Origin of the sequence: Azotobacter chroococcum (assembly GCF_004339665.1) — a bacterium.
GTDB classification, from domain to species: Bacteria; Pseudomonadota; Gammaproteobacteria; order Pseudomonadales; family Pseudomonadaceae; genus Azotobacter; species Azotobacter chroococcum.
The window spans coordinates 26704-51071 of the sequence record NZ_SMMU01000025.1; the positions used below are offsets into that span (position 1 = coordinate 26704).

At 64.7% G+C, this 24368-nt stretch carries 15 protein-coding genes and 1 riboswitch; of the genes, 3 read left to right on the forward strand and 12 right to left on the reverse strand.

Going from position 1 to position 24368, the window contains the following annotated elements; genetic code table 11:
• Positions 1-13: 13 nt before the first annotated feature.
• From gspF to EV691_RS23405, 6 genes are all read right to left on the reverse strand, one after another.
• Entirely contained in the window at positions 14-1231 is a 1218-nt protein-coding gene (gene gspF, locus EV691_RS17275) for a type II secretion system inner membrane protein GspF (RefSeq protein ID WP_131298648.1), read from the reverse strand.
• A gap of 5 nt (positions 1232-1236) precedes the next feature.
• The gene (gene gspE / locus EV691_RS17280) at positions 1237-2754 is read right to left on the reverse strand and encodes a type II secretion system ATPase GspE (protein ID WP_131298647.1); all 1518 of its coding nucleotides are present in this window, start codon (positions 2752-2754) and stop codon (positions 1237-1239) included.
• 6 nt (positions 2755-2760) lie between these two features.
• On the reverse strand, positions 2761-4713 hold the full coding sequence (gene gspD / locus EV691_RS17285) for a type II secretion system secretin GspD (protein WP_207390200.1): 1953 nt from the start codon (positions 4711-4713) through the stop codon (positions 2761-2763).
• 262 nt (positions 4714-4975) lie between these two features.
• Entirely contained in the window at positions 4976-5701 is a 726-nt protein-coding gene (locus EV691_RS17290; RefSeq protein ID WP_131298646.1) for an outer membrane protein assembly factor BamD, read from the reverse strand.
• Between the two features lie 35 nt (positions 5702-5736).
• Complete coding sequence (locus tag EV691_RS17295; protein WP_165496547.1) at positions 5737-6306, reverse strand: type II secretion system protein N; 570 nt, start codon at positions 6304-6306, stop codon at positions 5737-5739.
• Between the two features lie 169 nt (positions 6307-6475).
• The gene (locus EV691_RS23405) at positions 6476-6619 is read right to left on the reverse strand and encodes a hypothetical protein (RefSeq protein WP_165496546.1); all 144 of its coding nucleotides are present in this window, start codon (positions 6617-6619) and stop codon (positions 6476-6478) included.
• A 1011-nt stretch (positions 6620-7630) separates the two neighbouring features.
• On the opposite strand from EV691_RS23405, the gene EV691_RS17300 reads away from it, so the two are divergent.
• Positions 7631-10249 (forward strand): alpha-L-rhamnosidase-related protein, encoded by a 2619-nt coding sequence (locus tag EV691_RS17300; RefSeq protein WP_131298644.1) that lies wholly within the window; start codon positions 7631-7633, stop codon positions 10247-10249.
• 226 nt (positions 10250-10475) lie between these two features.
• On the opposite strand, the gene EV691_RS17305 is transcribed toward EV691_RS17300, so the two are convergent.
• From EV691_RS17305 to EV691_RS17320, 4 genes are all read right to left on the reverse strand, one after another.
• A complete protein-coding gene (locus tag EV691_RS17305; RefSeq protein ID WP_165496545.1) occupies positions 10476-12707 on the reverse strand; it encodes a glycoside hydrolase family 70 protein in 2232 nt (743 codons plus the stop codon).
• Between the two features lie 407 nt (positions 12708-13114).
• Positions 13115-13200, reverse strand: a riboswitch (cyclic di-GMP riboswitch).
• 533 nt (positions 13201-13733) lie between these two features.
• Positions 13734-15317 (reverse strand): glutamate--cysteine ligase, encoded by a 1584-nt coding sequence (gene gshA, locus EV691_RS17310; RefSeq protein WP_131298642.1) that lies wholly within the window; start codon positions 15315-15317, stop codon positions 13734-13736.
• Between the two features lie 178 nt (positions 15318-15495).
• The gene (locus EV691_RS17315; RefSeq protein WP_165901260.1) at positions 15496-15885 is read right to left on the reverse strand and encodes a PaaI family thioesterase; all 390 of its coding nucleotides are present in this window, start codon (positions 15883-15885) and stop codon (positions 15496-15498) included.
• Between the two features lie 5 nt (positions 15886-15890).
• Entirely contained in the window at positions 15891-18206 is a 2316-nt protein-coding gene (locus EV691_RS17320; RefSeq protein ID WP_131298641.1) for a Tex family protein, read from the reverse strand.
• Positions 18207-18433: 227 nt separating this feature from the next.
• On the opposite strand from EV691_RS17320, the gene lapG reads away from it, so the two are divergent.
• Together lapG and lapD are read left to right on the forward strand one after the other, a co-directional pair.
• Positions 18434-19093: a cysteine protease LapG gene (gene lapG / locus EV691_RS17325; RefSeq protein ID WP_131298640.1), complete on the forward strand. Its 660-nt coding sequence runs from the start codon at positions 18434-18436 to the stop codon at positions 19091-19093.
• 8 nt (positions 19094-19101) lie between these two features.
• Entirely contained in the window at positions 19102-21042 is a 1941-nt protein-coding gene (gene lapD, locus EV691_RS17330) for a cyclic di-GMP receptor LapD (RefSeq protein ID WP_131298639.1), read from the forward strand.
• Positions 21043-21058: 16 nt separating this feature from the next.
• Here lapD and EV691_RS17335 read toward each other — a convergent pair whose 3' ends face one another.
• Together EV691_RS17335 and EV691_RS17340 are read right to left on the reverse strand one after the other, a co-directional pair.
• Positions 21059-21397: a tryptophan synthase subunit beta gene (locus tag EV691_RS17335; RefSeq protein WP_131298638.1), complete on the reverse strand. Its 339-nt coding sequence runs from the start codon at positions 21395-21397 to the stop codon at positions 21059-21061.
• A 70-nt stretch (positions 21398-21467) separates the two neighbouring features.
• On the reverse strand, positions 21468-24368 hold a 2901-nt coding region (locus tag EV691_RS17340), incomplete at its 5' end, for a VCBS domain-containing protein (protein WP_131837557.1).

The window sequence follows — 24368 nt, forward strand, 5'->3', positions numbered from 1 at the left end:
GAGCGTATCTCCTTCAAAACGAGGTCAGGTTGTTGAGTTCCAGGATCGGCATGAGAATGGCCAGGACGATGCACAGCACGATGCCGCCCATGGCCAGGATCAGGGCGGGTTCGAACAGCCCGAGCAGCCAGGCGACACGGCTTTCGAACTCCGCCTCCTGGTTCTCGGCCGCCTTGTCCAGCATCTTCTCCAGCTCGCCGCTGCGCTCGCCGTTGGCGATCATGTACACCAGCAGCGGCGGGAAGGGGCCGGACTGTTCGAGGGCGCGGGACAGCGAGCAGCCTTCCCGCACCAGGTCGCCGGTGTTGACCACCGCCTGCTTCAGATGGAGGTTGGTCATCGGCCCGGCGGACACCTTCAGGCTGTGCAGCAGGTCGATGCCGCTGCCGACCAGGATCGCCAGGGTCCGGGCGAACTGCAGCGATTGCTGGCCGAGGACGAAGGTGCTGACCAGCGGCAGGCGCAGCTGCGCCTTGTGCCAGCGGGTGCGTCGCCCGACATCGTGCAGCCACCAGCGCGCCAGCAGCGCGAGGCCCGCCAGCGCCGCGAGCATGTGCAGGCCGTATTGCTGCAGGACATCGCTGATCAGGATCAGGTAGCGGGTCAGGAGCGGCAGCGTCTGTTCGGCATGGGTGAACTGTTCCACCACCTTGGGCACCACGTAGGTCATCAGCAGGATGATGACCCCCAGCGCCACCAGCGTCAGAAACACCGGATAGATCAGCGCCACCTGCACCTTGCTGCGGATCTTCTGCAGCCTCTCGCCATATTCCGCCAGGCGCAGGAGCACGCCGCTCAGGTGCCCCGATTCCTCGCCGGCGGTGATCATCGCCCGATACAGCTCGTTGAAGCTGCGCGGGTATTCCGAGAGTGCCGAGGCGAGGCTGTGGCCTTCCAGAATCCGTGCCCGCACGGACAGCACGGTCGCCTTCAACAAGGCATTGTTGGTTTGCCGGGTTATGGCATAGAGCGCCTCTTCCAGCGGCAGGCCGGAGTCGATCAGGGTCGCCAGTTGCCGGGTCAGCAGCGCGACGTCGCGCGCCGGCAGCGGCCGGACCAGGCGGAATTTGCCGGTCCTGGCAGCGCGAGCCGGGCCGGCCGCCTCCACGGCGGTGGGCAGCAGGCCCCGTTCGCGCAGCATGGCGCGGGCATGGCGCGGCGAGTCGGCTTCGATCAGGCCGTTTTTGGTCTTGCCGTCGGTAGTCAGTGCGCGGTAGCTGAAGGCGGCCATGGCGTTCAATCGCTGCGAATGATGCGCAGCACTTCGTCGACGCTCGTCATGCCGCAGGTAACGAGAAGGCGCGCCTCGTCCATCAGGGAATTCATCTTGCTACTCAAGTATTGCTGCATCTCCATCTCTCCGGCCCGCTGGTTGATCAGTGTCGCCAGTCCGGCGTCCACCACCGCCAGCTCATAGATGCCGACCCGGCCGCGATAGCCGGTCTGGTTGCACTGCTCGCAGCCGCGGCTGCGATAGCCATCCGTTCCCGCCAGTTCGGGCTTGTTGAGCCACTGCGCTTCCTCCTCGGTGATCCGCGCCGGTTCGCGGCAGTGCTGGCAGAGTCGCCGCACCAGCCGCTGGGCCAGCACGCCTTTCAGGCTGGACGCCACCAGATAGGAGTCGATGCCGATGTCGCGCAGGCGCGTGATCGCGCCGGCCGCGCTGTTGGTGTGCAGGGTCGACAGCACCAGGTGGCCGGTCAGACTGGCCTGGATCGCCACCTCGGCGGTTTCCGCATCGCGGATCTCGCCGATCATCAGCACGTCCGGGTCCTGGCGCAGCATCGCCCGCAGCCCCTTGGCGAAGGTCATCCCGGCGCGGGTATTCACCTGCGTCTGTCCCACGCCCTCGATGGCGTATTCGACGGGATCTTCCACGGTGAGGATGTTGCGCGAGCTGTTGTTGAGCATGCCGAGGCCGGCGTAGAGCGTGGTGGTCTTGCCCGAGCCGGTGGGGCCGGTGACCAGGATGACGCCGTTGGGCTGCAGCAACAGGCGCTCGAAGGTCCGGTGGGCGTTCTCGGGCATGCCGAGGTCGCTGAGGCTGAGGCGTGCCGTCTGCTTGTCCAGGAGGCGCATCACCACGCGCTCGCCGTAGCTGGACGGCAGGGTGGAAACCCGCACGTCGAGGGCGCGGCCGCCGATGCGCAGCGCCGTGCGGCCGTCCTGCGGCACGCGCTTTTCGGCGATGTCGAGCTTGGCCATGACCTTGATGCGCGAGGTCAGCAGGGTGGCCAGCTTGTAGTTGGGCGACAGTATCTCGCGCAGCACGCCATCGATGCGAAAGCGCACCGACAGACGCTTTTCGTAGGGCTCGATATGGATATCGGATGCGCCTTCCTTGATCGCCTCGGTCAACATCGCATTGATCAGGCGAATGATCGGCGCATCGCCCTCGGCGGCGAGCAGGTCTTCGCTCTCCGGCAGTTCATCGATCAGCTCGAACAGATCGTCGTCGTCGCCGATCTTCTCGATCAGCTGCATATCGGCCTGACCGCTCTGCTGGTAGAGCGCTCCCAGGCGCCGCTCCAGCTGCTCGGCCGTGACCAGCACCAGCTCGAATTCCGCATCGAGGAAACGCCTGGCCTCGAGGATCGCCTCGAGAGGCGTCTGCTCGATGTGGTAACACCTCAATCGATTCGTCTCGGGCTCGACAACCAGCCGATAGCGGTCGGCGAAGCTGAACGGCAGCCGCTGAGGAGGGGGCGTGGCACCCGCCCGGACTTCTTCATCGGGAAACACTGAATCGGCCATCTCGGCTTACTTCTTGGGCGGCAGAACGTTGATCGACGTGGGGCCAAGCCCCGTCCACTCGGGCAGGACCGCCGGTCTCTCTTCCGGAAACAGCTCCACGGCGCTGTCCTTGTCTATCAATTGCCGGTCCCGAATGAAACCATATTTGGCCTTGCTGACCGAGGTCAGCATCTCCTGGTCGCGAATGATGGTGGGGCGTATGAAGACCATCAGATTGCGACGGGTAATCCGACTGACGTCCGAGCGGAATAGGCGACCCACCACCGGCAAGCTGCCCAGCCCGGGCACCTTCGATCCCCCCTCGCGGATGTCGTCGTCGATCAATCCGCCCAGGACGATGGTCGCACCGTTATCGACCAGGACGGCGGTTTTGATCTGACGCTTGTTGAAGCTGACGCCGTCATCGCCAACCTGCTCGCCCACCGAGGAGACTTCCTGTTCGATCTGCAGTTGCACGGCACCGCCCTCGTTGATCTGCGGGGTGATGAGCAGCTTGACGCCGACGTCCTTGCGCTCGATCGTCCGAAATTGGTTGTTCGCGTCGTTGTCGTTACTGAGCGTCGAACCCGTGGACACGGGTATTTCCTGGCCCACCAGTATGGAGGCCGCCTGGTTGTCCAGGGTCAGCAGGCTGGGGGTGGAGAGAATGTTCGATTTCGTATCGTCCTGCAGCGCCTTCAAGAGCACGGCGAAATTCAGGCCCGAACCGCTGAGGCGCCCCACGCCGGCAGTCAGGCCGCCGACGTTTCTCAGTGCGCCTGCCACCGACTGCTCGCCATCGGAGGTGGCGTCCAATATCCCGTTGAGGCCATTGCCGAGATTGGTGAAGTTGGTTCCGGCCAGTGCCCGTCCGCTGCCGTTGCGATCCGCGAGCAGCCACTGGACGCCCACTTCCTTGGCCCGATCTTCCCCCATCTCGACGATGATCGCTTCCACCAGGACTTGCGCGCGGCGGATATCGAGTTGCTCGATCAATTGCCCGAGGTCGCGAATGATCCTCGGGCTGCCCGACATGACGATGCTGTTGGTCGCCTCGTGGGCCTTGATATGGATGGCGTCCTGATTGGTCCCGGCGGATTCCGGGGGGGCCTTGCCCTCCTCTTCGCTGATGGTGCCGCTGATCTTTTCCAGCACCTCCGCCAGGTCCTCGGCCTTGGCGTATTTGAGGTAGTGGACCCGGGTGTTGTTGTCGGTCTGGACCTCGCTGTCGAGTTGCCCGATGACCTGGCGGAGATACTCGCGATTCGCCTTGTCGGCCCGGATCAACAGGCTGTTGGTCCGATCGTCCGCCTTGATGATGGGCATCAGGCGCGAGCCTTCGCTGCCCTTGGTCTGCTCGCGGATCAATGCCGTCAGGGTTTCGCTCACTTCCGGCGCGGAGGCGTTCTGTAGCCAGATGATCTCGGTATCGTCGCTATCGGCCTTGTCCACCCGCTCGATGACCTCCAATAGCCGCCGAACATTGGCCTCGCGGTCGGTGATCAGAATGACGTTGGAGGCGGGGTAGGGTGTGATGATACCGCTCTGGTTATCCACCAGCGGACGCAGGATGGGCACCAGGGCGGCTACGTCGACGTTTTGCACCTGAACTACCCGGGTGACGATTCTTTCACTGGTATGCGTCGGGGAATTGTTGCCACCCTGAACTTCGATCCCTTCCAGTTTCGCGCCTTGCTGGGGAATCACCTTCAGAATGTCTTTTCCCACATTGATGACGGAGTATCCATTGACGCCGAGCTGCACCAGAAAGATTTCGTAGAGCTCCTCTTTCGTCACCGATTTCGGAGTGCTGATGCTGACCTTTCCCTTGACGCGCGGGTCCATGACGATGGTTTTGCCCGTGAGCTTTCCGATGCTGGCGATGAACTCCGAAATATCGGTGTCGCGCATGTCGAGGCTGTAGTCGTCGGCCCCGGCCGGGCATGCCAGCAGCCACGAAGTGAACAGTAATGACGCCACAAGCGTCTTGATAGACAGTTTTCCTGATCTGCCTGCATACGTCGGCTGGTGTAGGTCAGAGAAGGACTCTGCCCGGCTTTCACACCCCATCGACTGGGTAACCACTGCATCTGCGTATCGAGAGGATACTGAGGCAGATAAGTCAAAAGTAAATGGGTATTTATAATGCACGGCTGTATCCGTTTATTCGGCAAACTATGAAATTTCACGTTAAACGGATCCATCCGTAATATTTCTCAGGAAAGCGAGGCGGAGTCCAAGGCTAGGGTGGCACGCTGCCTTTGCGTATCGCCCTGGTACTGTCGGCTAGCTCATTCAGGCCGAGTTTTCGATAGGCGCCAACCATCATCTCCAGCGCGCCGCCGACGGCGGCGCTATCGGGATAGCGCTCGATGATGTAGCGACAGCGGTTCAGCGCCGCCACGGGCTGATCGCGCTGCCATTGGAGCCTGGCGGCCTGTAGTTCGTTGTCCGCCAGGCGTTCCTCGACCTTGGCCAGCGTTTCCTTGGCGCGTTCGGCGTATTGGCTGTCGGAGTAGCGTTGTCTCAGGCGCTCGAGATCCTCTGCTGCCTGACGAACCTGCGCGGCCGAGGGGGCGGGGCTGAGGGCCAGCAATGCATTGGCGCGCAGATAGAGCGCATAGTCCATACGCTCTGTTTCGGCATTTTCCTCGATCACCTGAGTCACTATCTGGGCTGCTTCCTTCGGCCGGTCGAGCTGCAGCTGGCTGTAGGCAAGGGCCAGAGCCGCCTCGATGCGCTGCCTGCCCTGCGGATTGGAGCGCAGCAGCTCGACCAGCCGGGCTGCCGCCGCCTCATGTTGACGGGACTGGATGAGCTCCATGCTCTCGTCGTAGAGCAACTGCTCCCGTGATTCTCCTGGGGACGACGCGGAACGCAGGTTTTTTCCGAAGGGGGTGCAGCCAGTCGCCAGCCCTGCCAGCAAGGCGAGCGCAACGAGGCGGCTGGCTGATCGGCGGAGGGTCATCCGGTTCCGTACCTCTTCAAAAGACAGCTCATGGATCAATTTTGATAGCCCGGGTCCGTTCGCCCCGGCGCACGGCGACTCGAATCCGCTTCGCCGACCGCGCCGGCTCCGCTAGGCCGTGGCGATCGGCTCGTCTGGAGCGGCGCCGTGGCGGCGATGGAGACCTTTGTGTCATTCAGGGCGGGCTTTTCCAGCTCGACGTATTGCTGCTGACCGGACACCTCGAACACCACCCGGTCCGCCAGGATTTCGATCAGCCTGGCGTCGCCGTTGCCTGACAGTCTGTCGCCGACGGCATAGGCTCGCTGCCGACCGGCTTCTGCGAGGATGGCCACGGAAGTGCTCCCCTGGGGGGCCTTGACGACGCCCAGCAGCTTGACGCTCAGACGGCTTTTCACCTGCGTCGCAAGCGCCTTTTGGGCCGGCTCCTCTGCAAGCGAGCCGAACAGTTCCGCCTGCTGGATCGCCTTGAGATCCAGCATCGGCGTATCGCCCGGCGTTGCCTCTCGTGGCTTGACCGGCGCCGCGGAGGCCGATGACTCAGGCCAAAAGAGCGTTTTGGCGATCCCCACCGCCTGGATCGAGGCAACTGTCAGCAGAATCATGCTGAGCGCTCTGGGTAGCGTCGCGGCGGCTATCCGGTGCCCAATCAGATCATTCAACATGCGTAAAGCCGTCTCGAAACGGTGCGGATCGGAATTTCGGTCGGAGGGGCGACCCGCTGGCGGGCCGCCCCCGTTAAAGCGAACCGCTCGGTGACGAGCAGGCTCACTCTCACTCCTGGGCCTGGGTGTCCGGAACCCAGGCGGCCAGGTAGCCCTTCACGTCCACGTTCTGGGTGCCCTTGACCTGAACGGTGAGGCGGCCGTCCTTGCCACTCGTGAGCCGCTCCGCGTGGTAGGTAGGTCGCGCTGTCATTCGGCTGATAGAGCGCGAGTGCCTGGAAGATGACATGTTCGTCGAGTTTCCCGTGGGAGACGAAGAGGGCGGCAGCAGGGCGTGGGCAGAGCGCCTGACGAGCCGTGAATGTGCCGCAAGCAGCGACACCCATAGGCACTGAAGCCTTGTCGGGGAAGCATAGGATACCTTAATTCGGAGGCAGCGCTGTCTTTGTGGGGTCTGAATTCGCCGCACAACCATCTGTCACCGTGATTTTGTTGTTTTTGTCTCTTGTCATCCGGGGGGCGTTGTCGCTCCGAAACGAACAGATAGCTAAATAGCTAAGAAGAATCAAGCCCAATGACCGTAGGTGACTGCCGACTTTCTCTTGGTAACGTTATCTTATTCATTGAGCTTTGTGCAAGGAAATCTAGACGAGGCAATCGCATGATGGGGTGGATGCAGCCATTCACGGCCTCTCCCCGGCCCCTCTCCATTCTTGGGAGACGGGAGAAAGGGGTTCATGCGATTGCCGGGAAATCTAGATGAATCGTTTTACCTGGGCGAACTTTATGGAATAAGCCGCTTGTCAAACAAAACTTCAGGCACTAGGGTTGCGCTATCCCATTGGCATTGACTTGGGCGCAAGCTTACTCTCCTGCCCGCGTTGGGTGGCCCTGATGGCAATCGATAAAAACAACAAAATGGCGGCAGCAGACTCTGCCTTGCGGTGTTATGGATCGCAAAGAAAGCGCTGTCTCAGAGCTAAGAGGTATCCCTAATGCTTCCAGCTGTCCATGCGCGCACGATCGTGGGCGATGTTCCTCCTTCCCCTGGATGTCCTTGGCCTTTCCCTGGCAGCCACTCTGCACCGGGAGGACAGCGGACATTGCCTGCTGCGGTTATCTGCAGCTACGAGTCAAATCCCTCCGCCACTGACTTCCGACCCTGGGGCCCTTGGTCCTGAGGTCGTACACCTCAAGGAAAAAGCGCGATACGCAAGGAAACGCACCTCCTGCTTACCAATAAGCCCAACAATAGGAAGCTCGTATGTTTCGTCGCAAATATCTTGGCACCACTGCTATGACCGCTGTAGCGCTGTCCTTGGCGTCGCTCTACGGGGGCGCTTATGCTGACAATCCCCAGGCAGCCCAGACCGGGGAGGGCGGGGTAGATAACTCGGTGATCTTCCCAGCCTACCCACTCGAGCCGAACGGTCGCGATGAAACGGTCTCCGTGTCGGTAACCAATCAGGAAGCGGCGCAGCGCACCTATACGATCAGCACGACGATGGACCTTCGTGACGATGCCGAGAAGCGGCGGGTTTTCACCGAAGATGCCGCGCACCCCTTGCTGCGGAGTGGCAATTTGATGTTCGATGGCCTGTTCGCCATGGCCATGGACGACTTGCAGATGCTGAGTGTCAGCGAGATCCGTGACGGCAGCTACAACGCTGGCGAGCCCATTGACTGCAACTGTTTCCAGACGGGAGAAAAATGGACCTACGTCTGGACCCGTGACTTGTCCTATGCGGCCCGGCTCGGCTTGGCCGAGCTTTATCCTGCGCAAGTTATCAATTCTCTGCGCTTCAAGACCAGCGACTTCCGTGAAGGGGCTCAGTCGCCTGCGAGCCTTCCCGAGGGCAGCCTTCAGATTGTTCAGGATACCGGCTCCGGTGGCAGTTGGCCGGTGAGCACGGACCGTGTGACCTGGGCTCTGGCGGCCGAAAGCGTTCTCAACAGCCTGTCCGGTGAGGCCTACGACAAGTTCTCGGATTATGCCTACGCCGCCTTGCGCGGCACCATTGAAGCTGATCGCCAGGCGGCGTTCGATCAGGCGCTCGGCCTGTATAACGGTGAGCAATCCTATCTTGACTGGCGCACGCAGACCTACGCGACCTGGATCGTCGATAACCTGAGTCACATGTCCGAGTCCAAGGCTCTGTCGACCAACGTCGTTCATTACCAGGCGCTGCGACTGACCGCGCGACTGGCCCGTGAACATGGTGATGCGCCGCTGGCGCAGCGCTATGATGATTGGGCCGATGCGCTGAAGGACAAAATCAATAAACATTTCTGGCTGGAAGAGGCTGGTTTATACGCGAGTCTGACGAGCGCGGCCGAGGATCAGGCGCCCGTCGAAAAATTCGACATGCTCGGCTCGGCTCTGGCCATCCTGAGCGGGATCGCTCCGTCAAGCCGTGCATCGGAGGTTCTGGCCAACTATCCGCATGGCGAGCGGGGCGTTCCGGTGTATTACCCGCAGCAGCCGGGTATAGAGGTCTATCACAACCGTGCGCTATGGCCCTTTGTCACTGCATATGAGCTGCAGGCGGCTGCCAAGGTCCGTAATTCGGCGGTCGCAGATAACGCGATCCAATCCCTCATGCGGGGAGCGGCATTGAATCTCTCCAACATGGAAAACCTGGAGTGGCTGACCGGAAAGCCTTTTTATGATGATGGCCCGGTGATCAACTCCCGGCGTCAGCTGTGGTCTGTCGCGGGTTATCTGAATATGGTCATCGGGACGATATTTGGATATCAAGTCGACAAGTCTGGAATTACGGTCGAACCATTCCTTACGGCCAAAGCACGGCAGTTGTTCGGTGATTCACCCCAGGCACGGCTTTCCGGACTCCACTACAAGGGCCGCTCTCTCGACGTGGTGCTGAATTTGCCGGAGGCGATGTCCGGGACAGGCTACTACATGGTTGAGACGGTACGCTTGAACGGAGCGCCGGTTACCGGCGTCATCGAAGAAAGTCAGCTGAACGATGCTGCGAATGTCATCGAAGTCGACTTCGGTGACTTGCATGCCGGTGATACGCGTATCACCATGGCGCCAGAGGTCGATCCAGGCGATCATCGGGATCCGCGTGTCTTTGCTCCTGTCGAGCCGCAGGTCACTTCCATTGTGCAAAAAGATGGCAAGTACACTGTCCACTTTACGGATAATGGAAATACCGGGGTTTCGAGCGACTCGGTGTACTATCGTATTTTCCGGGATGGCAAGCTCGTTGACGATCGATTGACGCAGATGAGCTGGACTGACCGCAGCAAGGCTCCCGCCGGATCCCGTGTCTGCTATGCAGTGCAGGCAGTCTTCAGCAGCAGTGGCCATCGTTCGCATCATTCGGCGCCGTTCTGCTCCGAGGAGGCAGCGGTCCAGGTCATTCCTGTGACCGATGCTCGCGTGCTTAGTAATGTTGCGGTAACGCCGCCCTCTGACGGTATTACCGAGCCGACGTTGCGCGACTGGGGTGCTCCCACCGATACGCTGGAAATCCAGGACATCTCTATCAGGGAGTCTGGTCGCTACGCCATCGAGCTGGTCTATAACAACCATCAATATGCCATTAATACCGGGGTCACCAACGCGGTGAAACAAATTGATGTGCTGAGAGGCCGCAACAAGGTGGTAGCTACCGGTATCGTGCAAATGCCGCATGTCGATCCGCGTAATGGTGAGCAACCGCTGAGGACGTCTACGGAGATGGCGGTCGATCTGGAGCCCGGAACCTATCGTCTCGTGTTCAGCGATTATTTCAATATGAGTTATCTGAAGTCGAATGCCATCTATTCCGGTAGCGGCGGAATAGGCGGTCCTGTCAATCGGGCCAGCATTGCCAAGGTGCGGATTGTGAAACTCGGGCCTTCGGACGTCCGCTAAGCATGTCTGATCGGTGGCCCCGAAGATAACTTCGTCAGAGTTGGAGTCGATGGTTGTCGACCCGATGCAGTGCATCGGGTCTTCCGCATCAGCTCGAGGGATTCGATGCGCCTATCAACATGCGTCGAGAGGTTTCAAAACGGAGCAGGTCAAAATATCGGTCAAAGAGGGCGGCCCGCTGGCGAGCCGCCCTCCCTTCAAGCGAACCGCTCGGTGACGAGCAGGTTCACTCCTGGGCCTGGAGATCCGGAACCCAGGCGGCCAGGTAGCCCTTCACGTCCACGTTCTGGGTGCCCTTGACCTGAACGGTGAGGCGGCCGTCCTTGTCGGTCTTGAGCCGCTCCGGCTGGTAGCCCATGGCGTCGACGAACCACTGGTTGCGGTGCTGCGCACCCATGTCGACGACGATGGTCGTGTCCAGCGCCGGGTTGTTGCCGGCGACTACGGCCACGCCCGTCTTGCGGTCGTTGCCGAGGCGGATATTGCTGATCAGGTCTTCGCCGTTGCCGCCAGTGTTGCTGTCCTCGTAGCGGATCACCTGCTCGCCCTTGGCGAACTGCTTGCGCAGCTTGAGGATGTTCACGATGTCGTCGCGGTACGGTGTCGGGGCCGACATGTACGGCTTCGAGGACATGAACATGTCGCCGTAGAAGACCGTCGGCACGGTGTCCTTGGTGGTCAGCAGGATGGCGTACATGGCCGGGACGTTGTGGGGCGCCCACTGCTTCTCGACGCTGTTGCGGTCGGCGTCGTACTTCTCCAGCTGACGCAGCTCGTAGGGCTGGCTGTTCGGCTCGTAGCCCCCGGCCTCTTCCTCGGTCAGCGGGACGTTCACCAGGATGTTGTGCTCCTGGTCGTGGTTGTTCACAAACGACCAGTTGGGTAGTGCCGGACCGCCGTTGACCCGGTCGATCAGCGACGCCTCGAAGGCGTAGCGCAGCGGCGCCCAGTCGCGGCCGAAGGAGAACATCAGGCCCGAGAAGGGGCCGGCGTCCATGGCCATCTGGCCGTAGTTGTTGGACTGCTCGAAATCGACCTGCTGGGCCACATAGGATTCGATATAGCTCAGATGCTCGTTGACGTCCTCGCCGGCGAAGTAGTTGAGCCGCTGAGTCACTTCGTCGCGCAGGATATCGGTATTGATGTGGGAGGCAGCATCGATACGGAAACCGTCGAAACCGAAGTCGAGCAGATATTTCTGCCAGTTCAGCTGCTCCTGCTGCACGTCTTCGCGGATGGTGTCGAGGTCGTTGCCCACCAGGAACTCGAAGTCGAGCACGTTGGTACCGATGTGCGATGCGTCGTTCTCGGGGCCATCGTAGCGCAGCGCGGTGACCTTGGCGTCGTCTTCCGATTTCTTCGAGTAGCCGGGCTGGGCGGCCAGGTACTCGTCCATCAGCGGGCCGATGGGGTTGGGGGTCATGCGCAGCTCGGCCAGCATGGTGGCACGGATCTCTTCGTCGCTGCCCGTGTAGCCCTTGCTGCGCGCGAAGTCCATGAAGGTCTGGACGACGACATCGGAGCGCGGCTCTTCGTAGTACAGGAAGAGCGGCGCATACACGGCGTTTTCGCTCTCCGCGTTCTCGACCGCGAACCAGGTATCGGCCAGCAGATAGCCGTCGATGGTGTTGATCTTGCCGTACTTGGCCGCGTCGCTCTCGGCCAGGAAAGCCGGGAGGTAGTTTTCGGGATGGTTCGGGCCAAGATAGCGGTAGAGCTTGCTGTTGGCATCGCTGAGCACCCGGAACAGGCCCTGGTACTGCGTCGTGGTGCCGTGGAAGTGGAAGTAGTCCCATTCCTTGATCACGCCGTGCTCGGTCTGCCCCGGCGCCGAGCCCTTGCTGTAGGTCGAGTAGAGGTAGTGGTCGAGGAAGGGGTTCATCGGCTTGCCGTACATGTCGATCCCGGTCACCGGCAGCACGTGGCGCTCGTTCAGACCGATGATCTGGTTCGGGACCACGTCGACCTGGATGCGGATGTCGTTGTTGTGCAGGGCACCGATGGCCGCCTTCAGCTCGTCGGCGGTACCGTACTTGGTCGGGCCCTTGCCGTAGGCGCCGAGGTCGTAGCGGTCGGCGATCGCGTAACCCTCGCCGTACTTGGAGTCGGAAGCGGCGCGGTAGGGCGGCGGCGACCAGACATCGGTGATGCCCCACTGCGCCAACTGCGGGGCATTCTCGGCCAGGGCCTTGTAGGTCGCATTGTCGTTCGGCTGATAGAGCGCGAACGCCTGGAAGATGACGTGCTCGTCGAGTTTCTCGTTGGAGACGAAGACGTCACCCGACGCGGGCTGCCGGACTTCGGGCTTGCCCATCTCGACCTTCACGCTACCATCCGGCTCGGTGGTGATCGCCTGGATGCCGAGAAACTTTTTCCGCCCCTGGCCTTTCTGCTCTTCCGTGGTCGCTTCGTCGGCCTGGACTTCCTGCCATTTCACGCCGCCCTTGCCGTCGGGCACCTGCTCGAGTGCCGCGGGAGGGGTGGCTGGTGCCGCAACCGCTGCGCCTGACAACAGGCCTGAAATTGCGATGCTGAGCAGGGAAATTGCAAAAAATTGGCTTGGTGATGTTCTCATGGGGAGTCGCTTTACCTTGTGTGATGAGAAGTCACGACAGGAGCGCTGCCAGGGGCAACTTCCTGCTGGCCAGGGTGGCGTCGGGTGTGCTCATGTCGATATCCCTGACTCTTCTCGGTTGAATGACCCATCGAAAGAGGACATGCGCAGTCTTGCCAGGCATTGCTGCATTCACTCGGGCGGCCTGATCCGCACGCGACGCGACCGCACTGCAGGCACGGGGTACCAGCAGGGGCGAGTGAAAGAGCAATAGTTCAGAAGCGAGCACAGAAACCGTGTCGACATACAAAACTGGCGGTCCCGCTATCATCGGAAAATTTCCTTTAGACCGGAGACTTTGCGTCGCCATCTTTCGATGGTTTTGCCTTTTTCAGTTCAGCTTCCGCTCACGTGGAGTGAGTTGACCAAGGGAGCGAAGCTGTGGTGCTGTCCAAAAGACAGCGCTGTCTTTACAAGCAAGCTAACGATAACATGCTGATATACATTCGTATATGTTGACTTCGATGAACGGTTTGGTTGATCGACACATTGCATTCTTCGTTAGCTAATTGCGGTGAAAAGGAGAAAATAAGGAGCAATCCTGCCGGATTGGAGGAGTCCTTGGGTGACGGGACGAGTTCGTTCGGCTGTAACCCGCCCTTAACTGCACGGACTGGCTGAAAGGGCCTTGGTGGTGGTGTCCAGGCCGACCGATAGGCGGCGAAGCAAGCGTCTGGTTTAGCGCTGCCCCGGCGTTCCTGGTCCGCCAGGGAGGCGCGGGCCTCTGCCTCGAAGGCCTGGCGCGCCTCCTCGTCCAGCGGGCGGGCGCAAAAGCTTGCGCCGCAATGAATGCCCCGTTAAGCGGCAGGTGGATTCGCTAGGGGGCGCCTGCCGACAAGACGGCCGGCTTGCCGGCCTTGGTGGTAGCGCTCAGGCTCCGGCGGTCTGGATGCTCGCCTGATACGCCGCGACGAAGTCGTCGAAGCTGCCGCTGTCGCGGCGTTCCAGTTCGGCCTGTTCGGCCAGCGAGGCGCGGGCCTCGGTTTCGAAGGCCTGGCGCTCCTCCTCGCCCAGCGGGCGGGCGCGGAAGCTTTCGGCGTGGGCCAGGCTCTGGCGCAGGGCGAAGGCGCGGAAGCTTTCGCCGCGTTCGCGCAGGGTCGCGAGGACGCGCGCCGAGGGGGTGAGGTCCGGGTTGGCGAGCTTGGCCTGCTGGGCGCGCAGGGCGCTCGCGTAGCCGTCGCCGCCGTAGGCCCGGTCGAGCAGCTCGGCGCAGGGCTGCAGGCGTTCGAGCAACTCGCCGGCCCAGTCGGCGAAGAGCACTGGCTTGCCCCGGCGCTGCAGGTGCAGGCCGGGGCGGCGGCCTTCCTTGACCACCTTGAGGAAGTTGCCGGTGCAGCTGGCGCATTCGTCCGGGGCCAGGCAGGGGCTGTCCTCGAGGGCGCAGAACAGCAGGAAGGCGTCGAGGAAGCGCGCCTCGTCGAGGTCGATGCCCAGCGGCAGGAAGGGGTCGATGTCCAGGCAGCGCACCTCGACGTACTGCACGCCACGGGCGACCAGCGCCTGGATCGGCCGCTCGCCGCTGCCGGTGATGCGCTTGGGGCGGATGCTCGAGTAGTACTCGTTCTCGATCTGCAGCACGTTGGTGTTGAGCTGCAGCCATTCGCCGTCGCGCTGGGTGCCGATCGCGGCATACGGCGCATAGGGCGTGGAAACCGCCCGGCGCAGGCTGTCGGTGTAGCTGGCCAGGTCGTTGTAGCAGGGGGTGAGACCGGCCTGGGCGTTGTTCTGGTAGCCCAGGTCGCTCATCCGCAGGCTGGTCGCCCAGGGCAGGTAGAGGGTCTCGGCGTCGAGTTCCTGCAGATGGTGCGATCGGTCGCGCAGGAAACTCCTGTCGAGCGCCGGCGAGGCGCCGAACAGGTACATCAGCAGCCAGCTGTAGCGGCGGAAATTGCGGATCAGCGCGATGTAACGTTCGGACTGGAAGTCGCGGACGCTGCGGGTGTCGCCCTCGGCCTGCTGCAGCAGCGGCCAGAGCGCTTCCGGCAGGGAGAAGTTGTAGTGGATGCCGGCGATGCACTGCATGGTCTTGCCGTAGCGCAGCGCCAGTCCCTTGCGATAGACGTGCTTGAGCTGGCCGATGTGGGAGCTGCCGTAGCGGGCGATGGGGATGTCCTCTTCCTCCGGCAGCGGGCAGGGCATCGACGGGCTCCACAGGTATTCGCCGTCGAGCGTGGCGCAGGCGAAGCGCTGGATGCGCTCCAGGTCGGCGAGGGTCGCCGCCGGGTCGGTCTCGGCGGGGGTGATGAACTCCAGCAGCGCCTCGGAGTAGTCGGTGGTGATCTGCGGGTGGGTCAGCGCCGAGCCCAGTGTCTCTGGGTGAGGGGTCTGCGCCAGCTCGCCATTGCCATCGACGCGCAGGCATTCCCGCTCGATGCCGTGCAGGCAGTGCCTGAGCAGGGACTGGTTGGCGGGCTCGCCCAGCAGGGCCAGACGGCGGGAAAGTAGCTCGCTCAAGTTCGGATTCCTTCAGGCACGGTCGGCCCAATATGGGGACGGACGGACGGCTATACAAGTATCGTCGGCCCGGGGCCGGAGGGGAAATGGCGGCGGCAGGACAGGAGCAGGGCGCCGCTTGTGGTGGGAAAGGCCGGCGGCCGTTTCCCACCCTACCCAAAGCGGGGCAACGGAGCGCCTACAGGCGGGCGAAGGTGGCCAGCGCCTTGGCCACCAGCTTGCCGTGCTGGTGCACCTCGGCCTCGATCACCTGGGTGCGCTTGCCGCTGTGCTCGACCCAGGCGCGGCAGGTCAGCTCGCCCTCGCTGACCGGGCGGATATAGTTGACCTTGCACTCCAGGGTGACACTGTCCGGCGTGCCGTCGTTGAGGCTGTGGCTGGCCTGGCCCATGGCGCTGTCGATCAGCGAGAACAGCGCGCCGCCGTGCAGCTTGCCGTGCAGGTTGCGCAGGCCGTCGTGCATGGCCAGGCGCACCGTCGCCTCGCCGCCGCCGGCGGCGAGGATCTCCAGGCCGAGCAGGCGGCCGAAGGCGCTGCTCCTGCCGATGGCTTCTTCTTGCATGCTCACGGGGTTCACTTCCTCAGTTGCTTGGCGCTGGCGAACAGCGCGGCCATGGCGTTGTTCGCCGGCGCCGGTTTGTCCTGGCCGGAATGGCGCTCGCTGCGCGGGGCATTGCCGCGCGGCTTGCCGCCGCCGCGCGGACCTTCGACCTTCTCGCCGGGGGTGTCGCCCATGCGCATGGACAGGCCGACGCGGTTGCGCGGGATGTCCACCTCCATCACCTTGACCCTGACGATGTCGCCGGCCTTGACCACCTCGTAGGGGTCCTTGACGAACTTCTCCGACAGCGCGCTGATGTGCACCAGGCCGTCCTGGTGCACGCCGATGTCGACGAAGGCGCCGAAGTTGGTCACGTTGGTCACCACGCCTTCGAGGATCATCCCCGGCACCAGGTCCTTGAGGCTCTCGACGCCCTCCTGGAACTCGGCGGTCTTGAACTCGGGGCGCGGGTCGCGGCCGGGCTTGTCCAGCTCCTTGAGGATGTCGGTGACGGTCGGCAGGCCGAAGGTCTCGTCGGTGAATCTGGCAGGATCGAGGCGTTTCAGGAAGCCCGAGTCGCCGATCAGCGAACGGATATCGCGGCCGGTGTCGGCGGCGATGCGCTTGACCACCGGGTAGGCCTCCGGGTGCACGCCCGAGGCGTCCAGCGGGTTGTCGCCGTTCATCACCCGCAGGAAGCCGGCGGCCAGCTCGAAGGTCTTGTCGCCCAGGCGCGGCACCTTCTTCAGCTCGGCGCGGCTCTTGAAGGCGCCGTTGGCGTCGCGGTAGGCGACGATGTTGCCCGCCAGGGTCGCGTTGAGGCCGGAGATTCGCGCCAGCAGCGCGGCCGAGGCGGTGTTGACGTCGACGCCGACGGCGTTCACGCAGTCCTCGACCACCGCATCCAGCGAGCGCGCCAGCTGCAGCTGGGAGACGTCGTGCTGGTACTGGCCGACGCCGATGGCCTTGGGCTCGATCTTCACCAGCTCGGCCAGCGGGTCCTGTAGGCGGCGGGCGATCGACACCGCGCCGCGCAGCGACACGTCGAGCGCGGGGAATTCGCGGGCGGCCAGCTCGGACGCCGAATAAACGGAGGCGCCGGCCTCGCTGACCATGATCTTGGTGAGCTTCAGCTCCGGGTGCTTTTTGATCAGCTCGCCGGCCAGCTTGTCGCTCTCGCGGCTCGCCGTGCCGTTGCCGATGGCGATCAGCTCTACCCCATGCTTGGCGCAGAGTCTGGCGAGGGTCGCCAGGGTGCCGTCCCAGTCGTTGCGCGGTGCATGCGGGTAGACCGTGGCGGTGTCCAGGAGCTTGCCGGTGGCATCCACCACGGCGACCTTGCAGCCGGTACGCAGGCCCGGGTCGAGGGCCAGGGTCACCCGTGGGCCGGCCGGGGCGGCGAGCAGCAGGTCGTGCAGGTTGCGGGCGAACACGTTGATGGCCTCGGTTTCGGCGGCCTCGCGCAGCTCGCCGAAGAGGTCGGTTTCCAGGTGGGTGTAGAGCTTGACCTTCCAGGTCCAGCGCACCACCTCGGCCAGCCACTTGTCGGCGGCGCGGCCCTGGTTGCTGATGCCGAAGCGCTCGCCGATCATCCCTTCGCAGGGGTGCATGCTGCCCGGCAGCTCCTCGCCGACCCTGAGGGCGGCGCTCAGCACGCCCTCCTGGCGTCCGCGAAAGATCGCCAGGGCGCGGTGCGAGGGCGCGCCCTTGAGCGGCTCGTCGTGCTCGAAGTAGTCGCTGAACTTGGCGCCTTCCTGCTCCTTGCCGGCGACCAGGCGGGCGCTCAGGGTGGCCTCGGTCTTGAGGAAGCCGCGCAGCCGTTCGAGCAGGGTGGCGTCCTCGGCGAAGCGCTCCATGAGGATGTACTTGGCGCCTTCCAGCACCGCTTTCACATCGGCGAAGCCCTTCTCGGCATCGACGAAGCGTGCCGCCTCGGCCTCGGGGGCCAGCCCGGGGTTGCCGAACAGCGCGTCGGCCAGTTCGCCGAGGCCGGCCTCCAGGGCGATCTGGCCCTTGGTGCGGCGCTTCTGCTTGTACGGCAGGTACAGGTCTTCCAGGCGCGTCTTGGTGTCGGCCAGCCCGATCTCGCGGGCCAGTTCCGGGGTCAGCTTGCCCTGTTCCTCGATGCTGGAAAGGATCGCCGTGCGCCGCTCCTCCAGCTCGCGCAGGTAGCGCAGGCGCTCCTCCAGGGTACGCAGCTGGGTGTCGTCGAGGCTGCCGGTCACTTCTTTGCGGTAGCGGGCGATGAAGGGCACGGTGGCGCCCTCGTCGAGCAGCGCCACGGCGGCGGCGACCTGTTGCGGGCGGACGCCGAGTTCCTCGGCGATGCGGGCGTTGATGCTATCCATATGACTTCCTGCTTGGGCGGGGGAAGGTGGCCGCAGCGGCCACAGGGGAGGGCGATTATAACGGCCGGGCGCAGGCGCGGCGGCCTTGTGTTTTCCCCGGCGACTGTCCACCATGCCGGCCATTAAATGGCAATGAGCCATTATGCGTGCGGAGATCGCCGCTGGCCCGTCCCCTCCACCTGGATTGCAGTCGAATGTTCCGCCCGAGGCGACCGCGCAGAAGTCGAATGGGTGCCGTCGTCGCCGTGCTGGGCCTGTTCCTCGGCGGCCTGTTCGGCGCGCTGGCGCAGGACTGGGATTTCGCCCGCATCCTCGAACGGGCGGAGAAGCTCTACGGGCCGCTGGGCGAAGGGCGCGCGCGGCTCGTCGCCTGGCAGAGCCTGCTGGCCGACAGCGCCAGGGACAGCGAGCTGGACAAGCTGCGTACCATCAACGATTTCTTCAACCTGCGCCTGCAGTTCAAGGACGACGCCGTGCTCTGGCGCCAGGCCGACTACTGGGCCACGCCGGTCGAGGCGCTGCGCCGCGGCGCCGGCGACTGCGAGGACTTCGCCATCGCCAAGTACGTCAGCCTGCGCCGCCTCGGCGTGCCCGCCGGCAAGCTGCGCATCACCTACGTCAAGGCGCTGCGCCTGAACCAGGCGCACATGGTGCTCACCTATTACCCGCGCCCGGACGCGGTGCCGCTGGTGCTGGACAACCTGATCGGCGAGATCCTCCCGGCCAGCCGGCGCGACGATCTGCTGCCGGTGTACGCCTTCAACGGCGAAGGCCTCTGGCTGCCCGGCGGTGCGGTCGACAGGAAGGTCGGCGACAGCAAGCGGCTGTCGCGCTGGCAGGATCTGCTGAAGAAGATGCAGGCCGAGGGTTTCCCGCTGCAGCATTAGGAGCCGAAATGTCGCTGTTCAAACAGCTGTTGATCGCCATCTGCCTGTTCCTGCTGGTCGCCTTTGCCGGCAGTTTCGTGGTCAGCCTGGAAACCTCGCGCGGCCAGTACGCCAACCAGCTGCGCGCCCACGCCCAGGACGCCGCCACCGCCCTCGGCCTGTCCCTCGCGCCGCACATCGACGATCCGGCAATGGCCGAGCTGATGGTCAGCTCGATCTTCGACAGCGGCTACTACTCGAGCATCCGGGTGGTCGGCCTGGACGACAGGCTCATCGTCGAGCGCCAGGGCGGGCCGGACGGCGGCAATGCGCCGGACTGGTTCGCCCGGCTGGTCGGCCTGCGCGCCGAGGGTGCCGACGCCATCGTCAGCCGCGGCTGGCAGCAGGCGGCGCGGGTCGAGGTGATCAGCCATCCGCTGTTCGCCATCGACCGCCTGTGGCAGAGCGCGCTGGGCTGGCTCGGCTGGCTGCTGCTCTGCGGGTCGGTCAGCGCCGTGCTTGGCGCCCTGCTGCTGCGCCGCCAGTTGCGGCCGCTGGACTATCTGGTCGAGCAGTCGCGGGCCATCGCCCGGCGGGAATTCCTCAGCCTGCCCGAGCTGCCGCGCACCCCGGAGCTGCGCCGGGTGGTCGAGGCGATGAACCAGATGGTGGAAAAGCTCAAGGCGCTGTTCCGCGAGGAGGCCCTGCGCAGCGAGCGGCTGCACGCCGAGGCCTACCGCGACAGTCTCACCGGGCTGGGCAACCGCCGCCATTTCGACCTCCAGCTGCAGTCGCGGCTGACCGGCGAGGAGCGGGCCAGCAGCGGCTTCATGCTGCTGCTGCGCATCGACGATCTGGTCGGCCTCAACCAGCGCCTGGGCGGGCAGCGTGCCGACCGTCTGCTGGTCGCGGTGGCCGAGCAGCTGCGCCTGGCCTGTGCCGAGCATGACCTGCTGGCGCGCACCCGCGGCGGCGAGTTCGCCATCCTCGCGGCGGGTCTGGAGCGCGATGCAGCCGAGCGGCTGGCCGAGCGGCTCGACCAGGCGATGAGCAGCCTCTACCACACCGGCGCCTGCGATCGCCTGCCGGTCGCCCATATCGGCCTGACGCCCTTCAGCGCCGGAGAGGTGCCGGGAGATCTCTATCGCGCCCTCGACGAGGCGCTGGCCCAGGCCTCCAGCCAGAGCGGGCCGCGCTGGGCCTGCGGCGAGCCCGGCACCGTGGCGCCGCCGGCGGACGAGCGGGACGGCTGGTATCGCCGGCTCGACCACGCCCTTCGGGAAGGGTTGTTCCAGCTGCACTTCCAGCCGGTGGTCGGCGCCGGCGAGTCCGGGCGCGTCCTCCACTACAAGGTGCTCGCCCGCCTGCCAGACGGGCAGGACCGGTTGTTGCCGGCGGGGCAGTTCCTGCCCTGGCTGGAGCGTTTCGGCTGGAGCACGCGCCTTGATCTGACCATGCTCGAGCAGGTCCTGCGGCACCTGGAGGAGCACGACGGTCAGCTCGCCCTCAGCCTGACCGGGGCCACGCTGCGCGATCCCCTGGCCCTCGAGCGGCTGGCCGAGCTGCTGCAGCATCATTCCCGCCTGGGGGAGCGGCTGATTCTCGAGGCGGACGAGGAGCAGCTGCCCGAGCCGGGGGCGCTGGAGGCCCTGGTCCGGCGTCTGCACGAGCTGGGCTTCGCGCTCGGCGTACAGCACTTCGGCGGACGCTTCAGCCTGATCGGCAACCTCGCCCGGCTCGGACTGGCCTACCTCAAGGTGGATGGCAGCTACATCCGCGACATCGACCGCGAGGAAGACAAGCGGCTGTTCATCGAGGCCATGTATCGCGCGACCCACAGCATCGACCTGCCGCTGATCGCCGAGCGGGTGGAAAGCGACGGGGAATGGCAGGTCGTGCAGGCGATGGGCTTCGCCGGCGGGCAGGGACGCCGACTCGGCGAGCCGGCGCCCTGGGCATGGGGACTGTAAACAGGCTGGCGGGCCTTCAGATCAGCCCGCCGTCCTCCTCGTCGAGCAGCCGCTGGCGTCCCTGCAGCGCGTCGCGCGCCCGGCTGCGCCCGGCCAGCTTGGCCTGGGCGGCCTCCGGCAGGTCGGTGATGCGCAGCACGCCCTTGTCGATCAGCGCGTAGATCAGGTCTTCCAGCACCCGGATCATCTCCAGGTCGCTCTGGCGCAACTGCAGCAGGCTGCTCTGCGCCGCCTGCCCGGCTTTCCAGGCCAGGGCCTCGGGACTGGCCGCGTCGATTCCGCCGTCCATGTCCTCGAACGGCACCTGTTCCACCCGCAGCAGGTTGCCGTGGGCATCGCGTTTCACATACAGCATCGAGCCTCCCGCTCGCATGACCAATGGGTGAGCTGGCAAGCCGCCGCCGGAAGGCGGCGGGGCAGGCCGGTCAGGTGTTCTCCACCTTGGCGACCGATTGCTTGACCAGCTCGGTGATGATGTCGTTCGCCGTGGAGCCGTAGGCGGACAGATCCAGCGCGCCGCCGGCCCCGTCCTGCAGCTGGATGGTCGCATCCGCGGTTCCGCCCGTGTCGAACTCCCCGGTCGTGCTGATGCGCAGGGTCGAGGTGCCCTGGTCCAGCTGCAGGAACTCGAGAATGTTGCTTTCGCCGGCCCCCTGGAGCAGGTCGCTCAGGTCGAGGGTGTCGCCTTCGCTGGGGTCAAAGTCGGTGACGACATCGTTGCCGGTATCGCCGGCGCGCCAGACGAAGGTATCGGCGCCGTTGCCGCCGGTCAGGGTGTCGTCGCCCGCGCCGCCGATGAGGATGTCGTCCTCGTCGCTGCCGATCAGCAGGTTGTCGGCACTGTCGCCGGCCAGGGCCGAGCCGCTGTCGCCGGCCGCCAGGGTCGACTCCGGCTCGAAAGTCACGCTCAGGGTCTGTTCGGCACTGCTGTCGCCATCGCCGTCCTCGGCGGTGGCGTAGAGCTCGATCTGCTGGGCATGGGTGCTGGACTGGCCGGAAACCGCTTCGAGCTCCAGCTTGAACGAGGTGCTGGCGGTGTCGCTGGTGAGGGTGATGCTGGCGATTCGCGCGCCTGCGTCCGTGATGGTGAAGGCGATGTCCAGCGCACTGCCGTGCGTGCCCTGGCTGTTCTGGCCCTGAACGGTGCCGGTGGCAATCTGCGCGCCGGAGGCGTCGAAGGCCTGCCAGGTGAGGCTTTCACCATATCCCAGCTGCAGGGCGGTCAGGCTGAGGGAGGACATGCCGGCGGCGGCGTTCGTCGACTGGTCGAGGAACTGGAAGGTCAGCTTTTCGCCCTGATCGATGCTCTGTCCGTCGGAGACGCCGAAGGAGAAGTTGCTGGTGTTGACGGTCGCCGCCGTGCCATTGGACTCCAGGGCGGTGGCCATCAGATTGAACTGCTCGCCAAGGGCGGCCGAGACCGTGTAGGAGTCCTGGTTGCCGCCGGAGATGGTGAAGTTCTCCTGGGTGGTCGTGGTGATGGCCGGGTCCAGATCCTGGAGCAGCTCGATGCTGTACAGGCCGGTCAGCGGATTGGCCGAGACCGTGAAGATCGCGGTGCTGGTCCCCGCGACCACGGCGGTCAGCGAGCCGTCCGGATTGCTGACATAGGTGAGCTTGCTGCCCTGGTAGGTCAGGTAGGCCGCGGTCGTGGTGCCGTCTTCGTTGAGCGTGGTGGATAGAATGTAGCCGCTGGCGTCGACCGCGCCCCTGAAGCTGATGCTCGCGCCATCCAGATCGACGATCGGCTCGAGGTTGAGGTCGCCGATGGCCGTCGTGCCCGCCTCCAGGTTCAGCACGGCCGGCGCCAGGGTGCCGAGGACCGGCTGGGTGTCGGTGATCAGGATGTCCAGGCTGTCGCTGGCGGTCTGGCCGTTGGCGTCGGTGAGCAGCAGGGCGAAGGAGTCGAGCACGCTGGCGTCGCCGGCGCTGTGGTCCTGGGCGCCGTCCACGGCGTAGCTGTAGCTGACGGTGCTGCCGTCGAAGCCGGTGAGGGTCAGCAGGCCCTTGGCGGTGTCGAGGCTCACCGGGGTGGCGGGGCTCAGCGCTTGGAGCTGGGCCAGGGTCAGGGTGGTGCCGGCGATCTGCAGGGAGGCGATGCCGGCCTCGCCGGCGAGGCTGAAGCTGCCGCTGATCGGCGTGCCGGCATCCTCGGCGATGGAGTGATCGCCCAGGAGCGGGCCGTTGCTGTCCGGCACCGAGATGCTCGGCGGCCCGTCGGTATGGCCCTCGATGCGGATGGTGACGGTGGCGATCGCCTGGTCGCCGTCGGCGTCCTGCACCGTGTAGCTGAAGGTCTCGGTCAGAACCTGCCCGTCCTGGAGCAGGTTGACCAGCGGGTGGGCGTTGTCCAGCACGTAGCCGTAGGTGCCGTCGGCATTGAGGGTGACGCTGCCGTAGAGGGCGGCGTTGCCGGCGCTCCAGCCGGCGAAGGTCACCGGGCCGTCGAAGGCGCTGTCGTTGGCCAGGGCGTCGCCTTCGACTGCGTAGCTGCCGCTGTCCTCGACCAGGGCATGGCTTTCGCCTTCGGCCAGCGGCTGGGTGTCGGTGATCAGGATGTCCAGGCTGTCGCTGGCGGTCTGGCCGTTGGCGTCGGTGAGCAGCAGGGCGAAGGCGTCGAGCACGCTGGTGTCGCCGGCGCTGTGGTCCTGGGCGCCGTCCACGGCGTAGCTGTAGCTGACGCTGCTGCCGTCGAAGCCGGTGAGGGTCAGCAGGCCCTTGGCGGTGTCGAGGCTCACCGGGGTGGCGGGGCTCAGCGCTTGGAGCTGGACGAGGGTCAGGGTGGTGTCGGCGATCTGCAGGGAAACGATGCCGGCCGCGCCGGCGATGCTGAAGCTGCCGCTGATCGGCGTGCCGGCATCCTCGGCGATGGAGTGATCGCCCAGGAGCGGGCCGTTGCTGTCCGGCACCGAGATGCTCGGCGGTCCGTCGGTATGGCCCTCAATGCGGATGGTGACGGTGGCGATCGCCTGGTCGCCGTCGGCATCCTGCACCGTGTAGCTGAAGGTCTCGGTCAGGACCTGCCCGTCCTGGAGCAGGTTGACCAGCGGGTGGGCGTTGTTCAGCAGGTAGCCGTAGCTGCCGTCGGCGTTGAGGGTGACGCTGCCGTACTGGGCGGCGTTGCCGGCGCTCCAGCCGGCGAAGGTCACCGGGCCGTCGAAGGCGCTGTCGTTGGCCAGGGCGTCGCCTTCGACTGCGTAGCTGCCGCTGTCCTCGACCAGGGCATGGCTTTCGCCTTCGGCCACGGGCTGGGTGTCGGTGATCAGGATGTCCAGGCTGTCGCTGGCGGTCTGGCCGTTGGCGTCGGTGAGCAGCAGGGCGAAGGC

Excerpts from the sequence above, each read along its gene's own strand:
- EV691_RS23405 (WP_165496546.1), bottom strand. The coding sequence starts at position 6,619 with ATGACAGCGCGACCTACCTACCACGCGGAGCGGCTCACGAGTGGCAAG.
- EV691_RS17320 (WP_131298641.1), bottom strand. The coding sequence starts at position 18,206 with ATGGATAGCATCAACGCCCGCATCGCCGAGGAACTCGGCGTCCGCCCG.
- EV691_RS17300 (WP_131298644.1), top strand. The coding sequence starts at position 7,631 with ATGTTTCGTCGCAAATATCTTGGCACCACTGCTATGACCGCTGTAGCG.
- EV691_RS17295 (WP_165496547.1), bottom strand. The coding sequence starts at position 6,306 with ATGATTCTGCTGACAGTTGCCTCGATCCAGGCGGTGGGGATCGCCAAA.
- lapG (WP_131298640.1), top strand. The coding sequence starts at position 18,434 with ATGGGTGCCGTCGTCGCCGTGCTGGGCCTGTTCCTCGGCGGCCTGTTC.
- EV691_RS17335 (WP_131298638.1), bottom strand. The coding sequence starts at position 21,397 with ATGCTGTATGTGAAACGCGATGCCCACGGCAACCTGCTGCGGGTGGAA.
- gspF (WP_131298648.1), bottom strand. The coding sequence starts at position 1,231 with ATGGCCGCCTTCAGCTACCGCGCACTGACTACCGACGGCAAGACCAAA.
- gspE (WP_131298647.1), bottom strand. The coding sequence starts at position 2,754 with ATGGCCGATTCAGTGTTTCCCGATGAAGAAGTCCGGGCGGGTGCCACG.
- EV691_RS17290 (WP_131298646.1), bottom strand. The coding sequence starts at position 5,701 with ATGACCCTCCGCCGATCAGCCAGCCGCCTCGTTGCGCTCGCCTTGCTG.
- lapD (WP_131298639.1), top strand. The coding sequence starts at position 19,102 with ATGTCGCTGTTCAAACAGCTGTTGATCGCCATCTGCCTGTTCCTGCTG.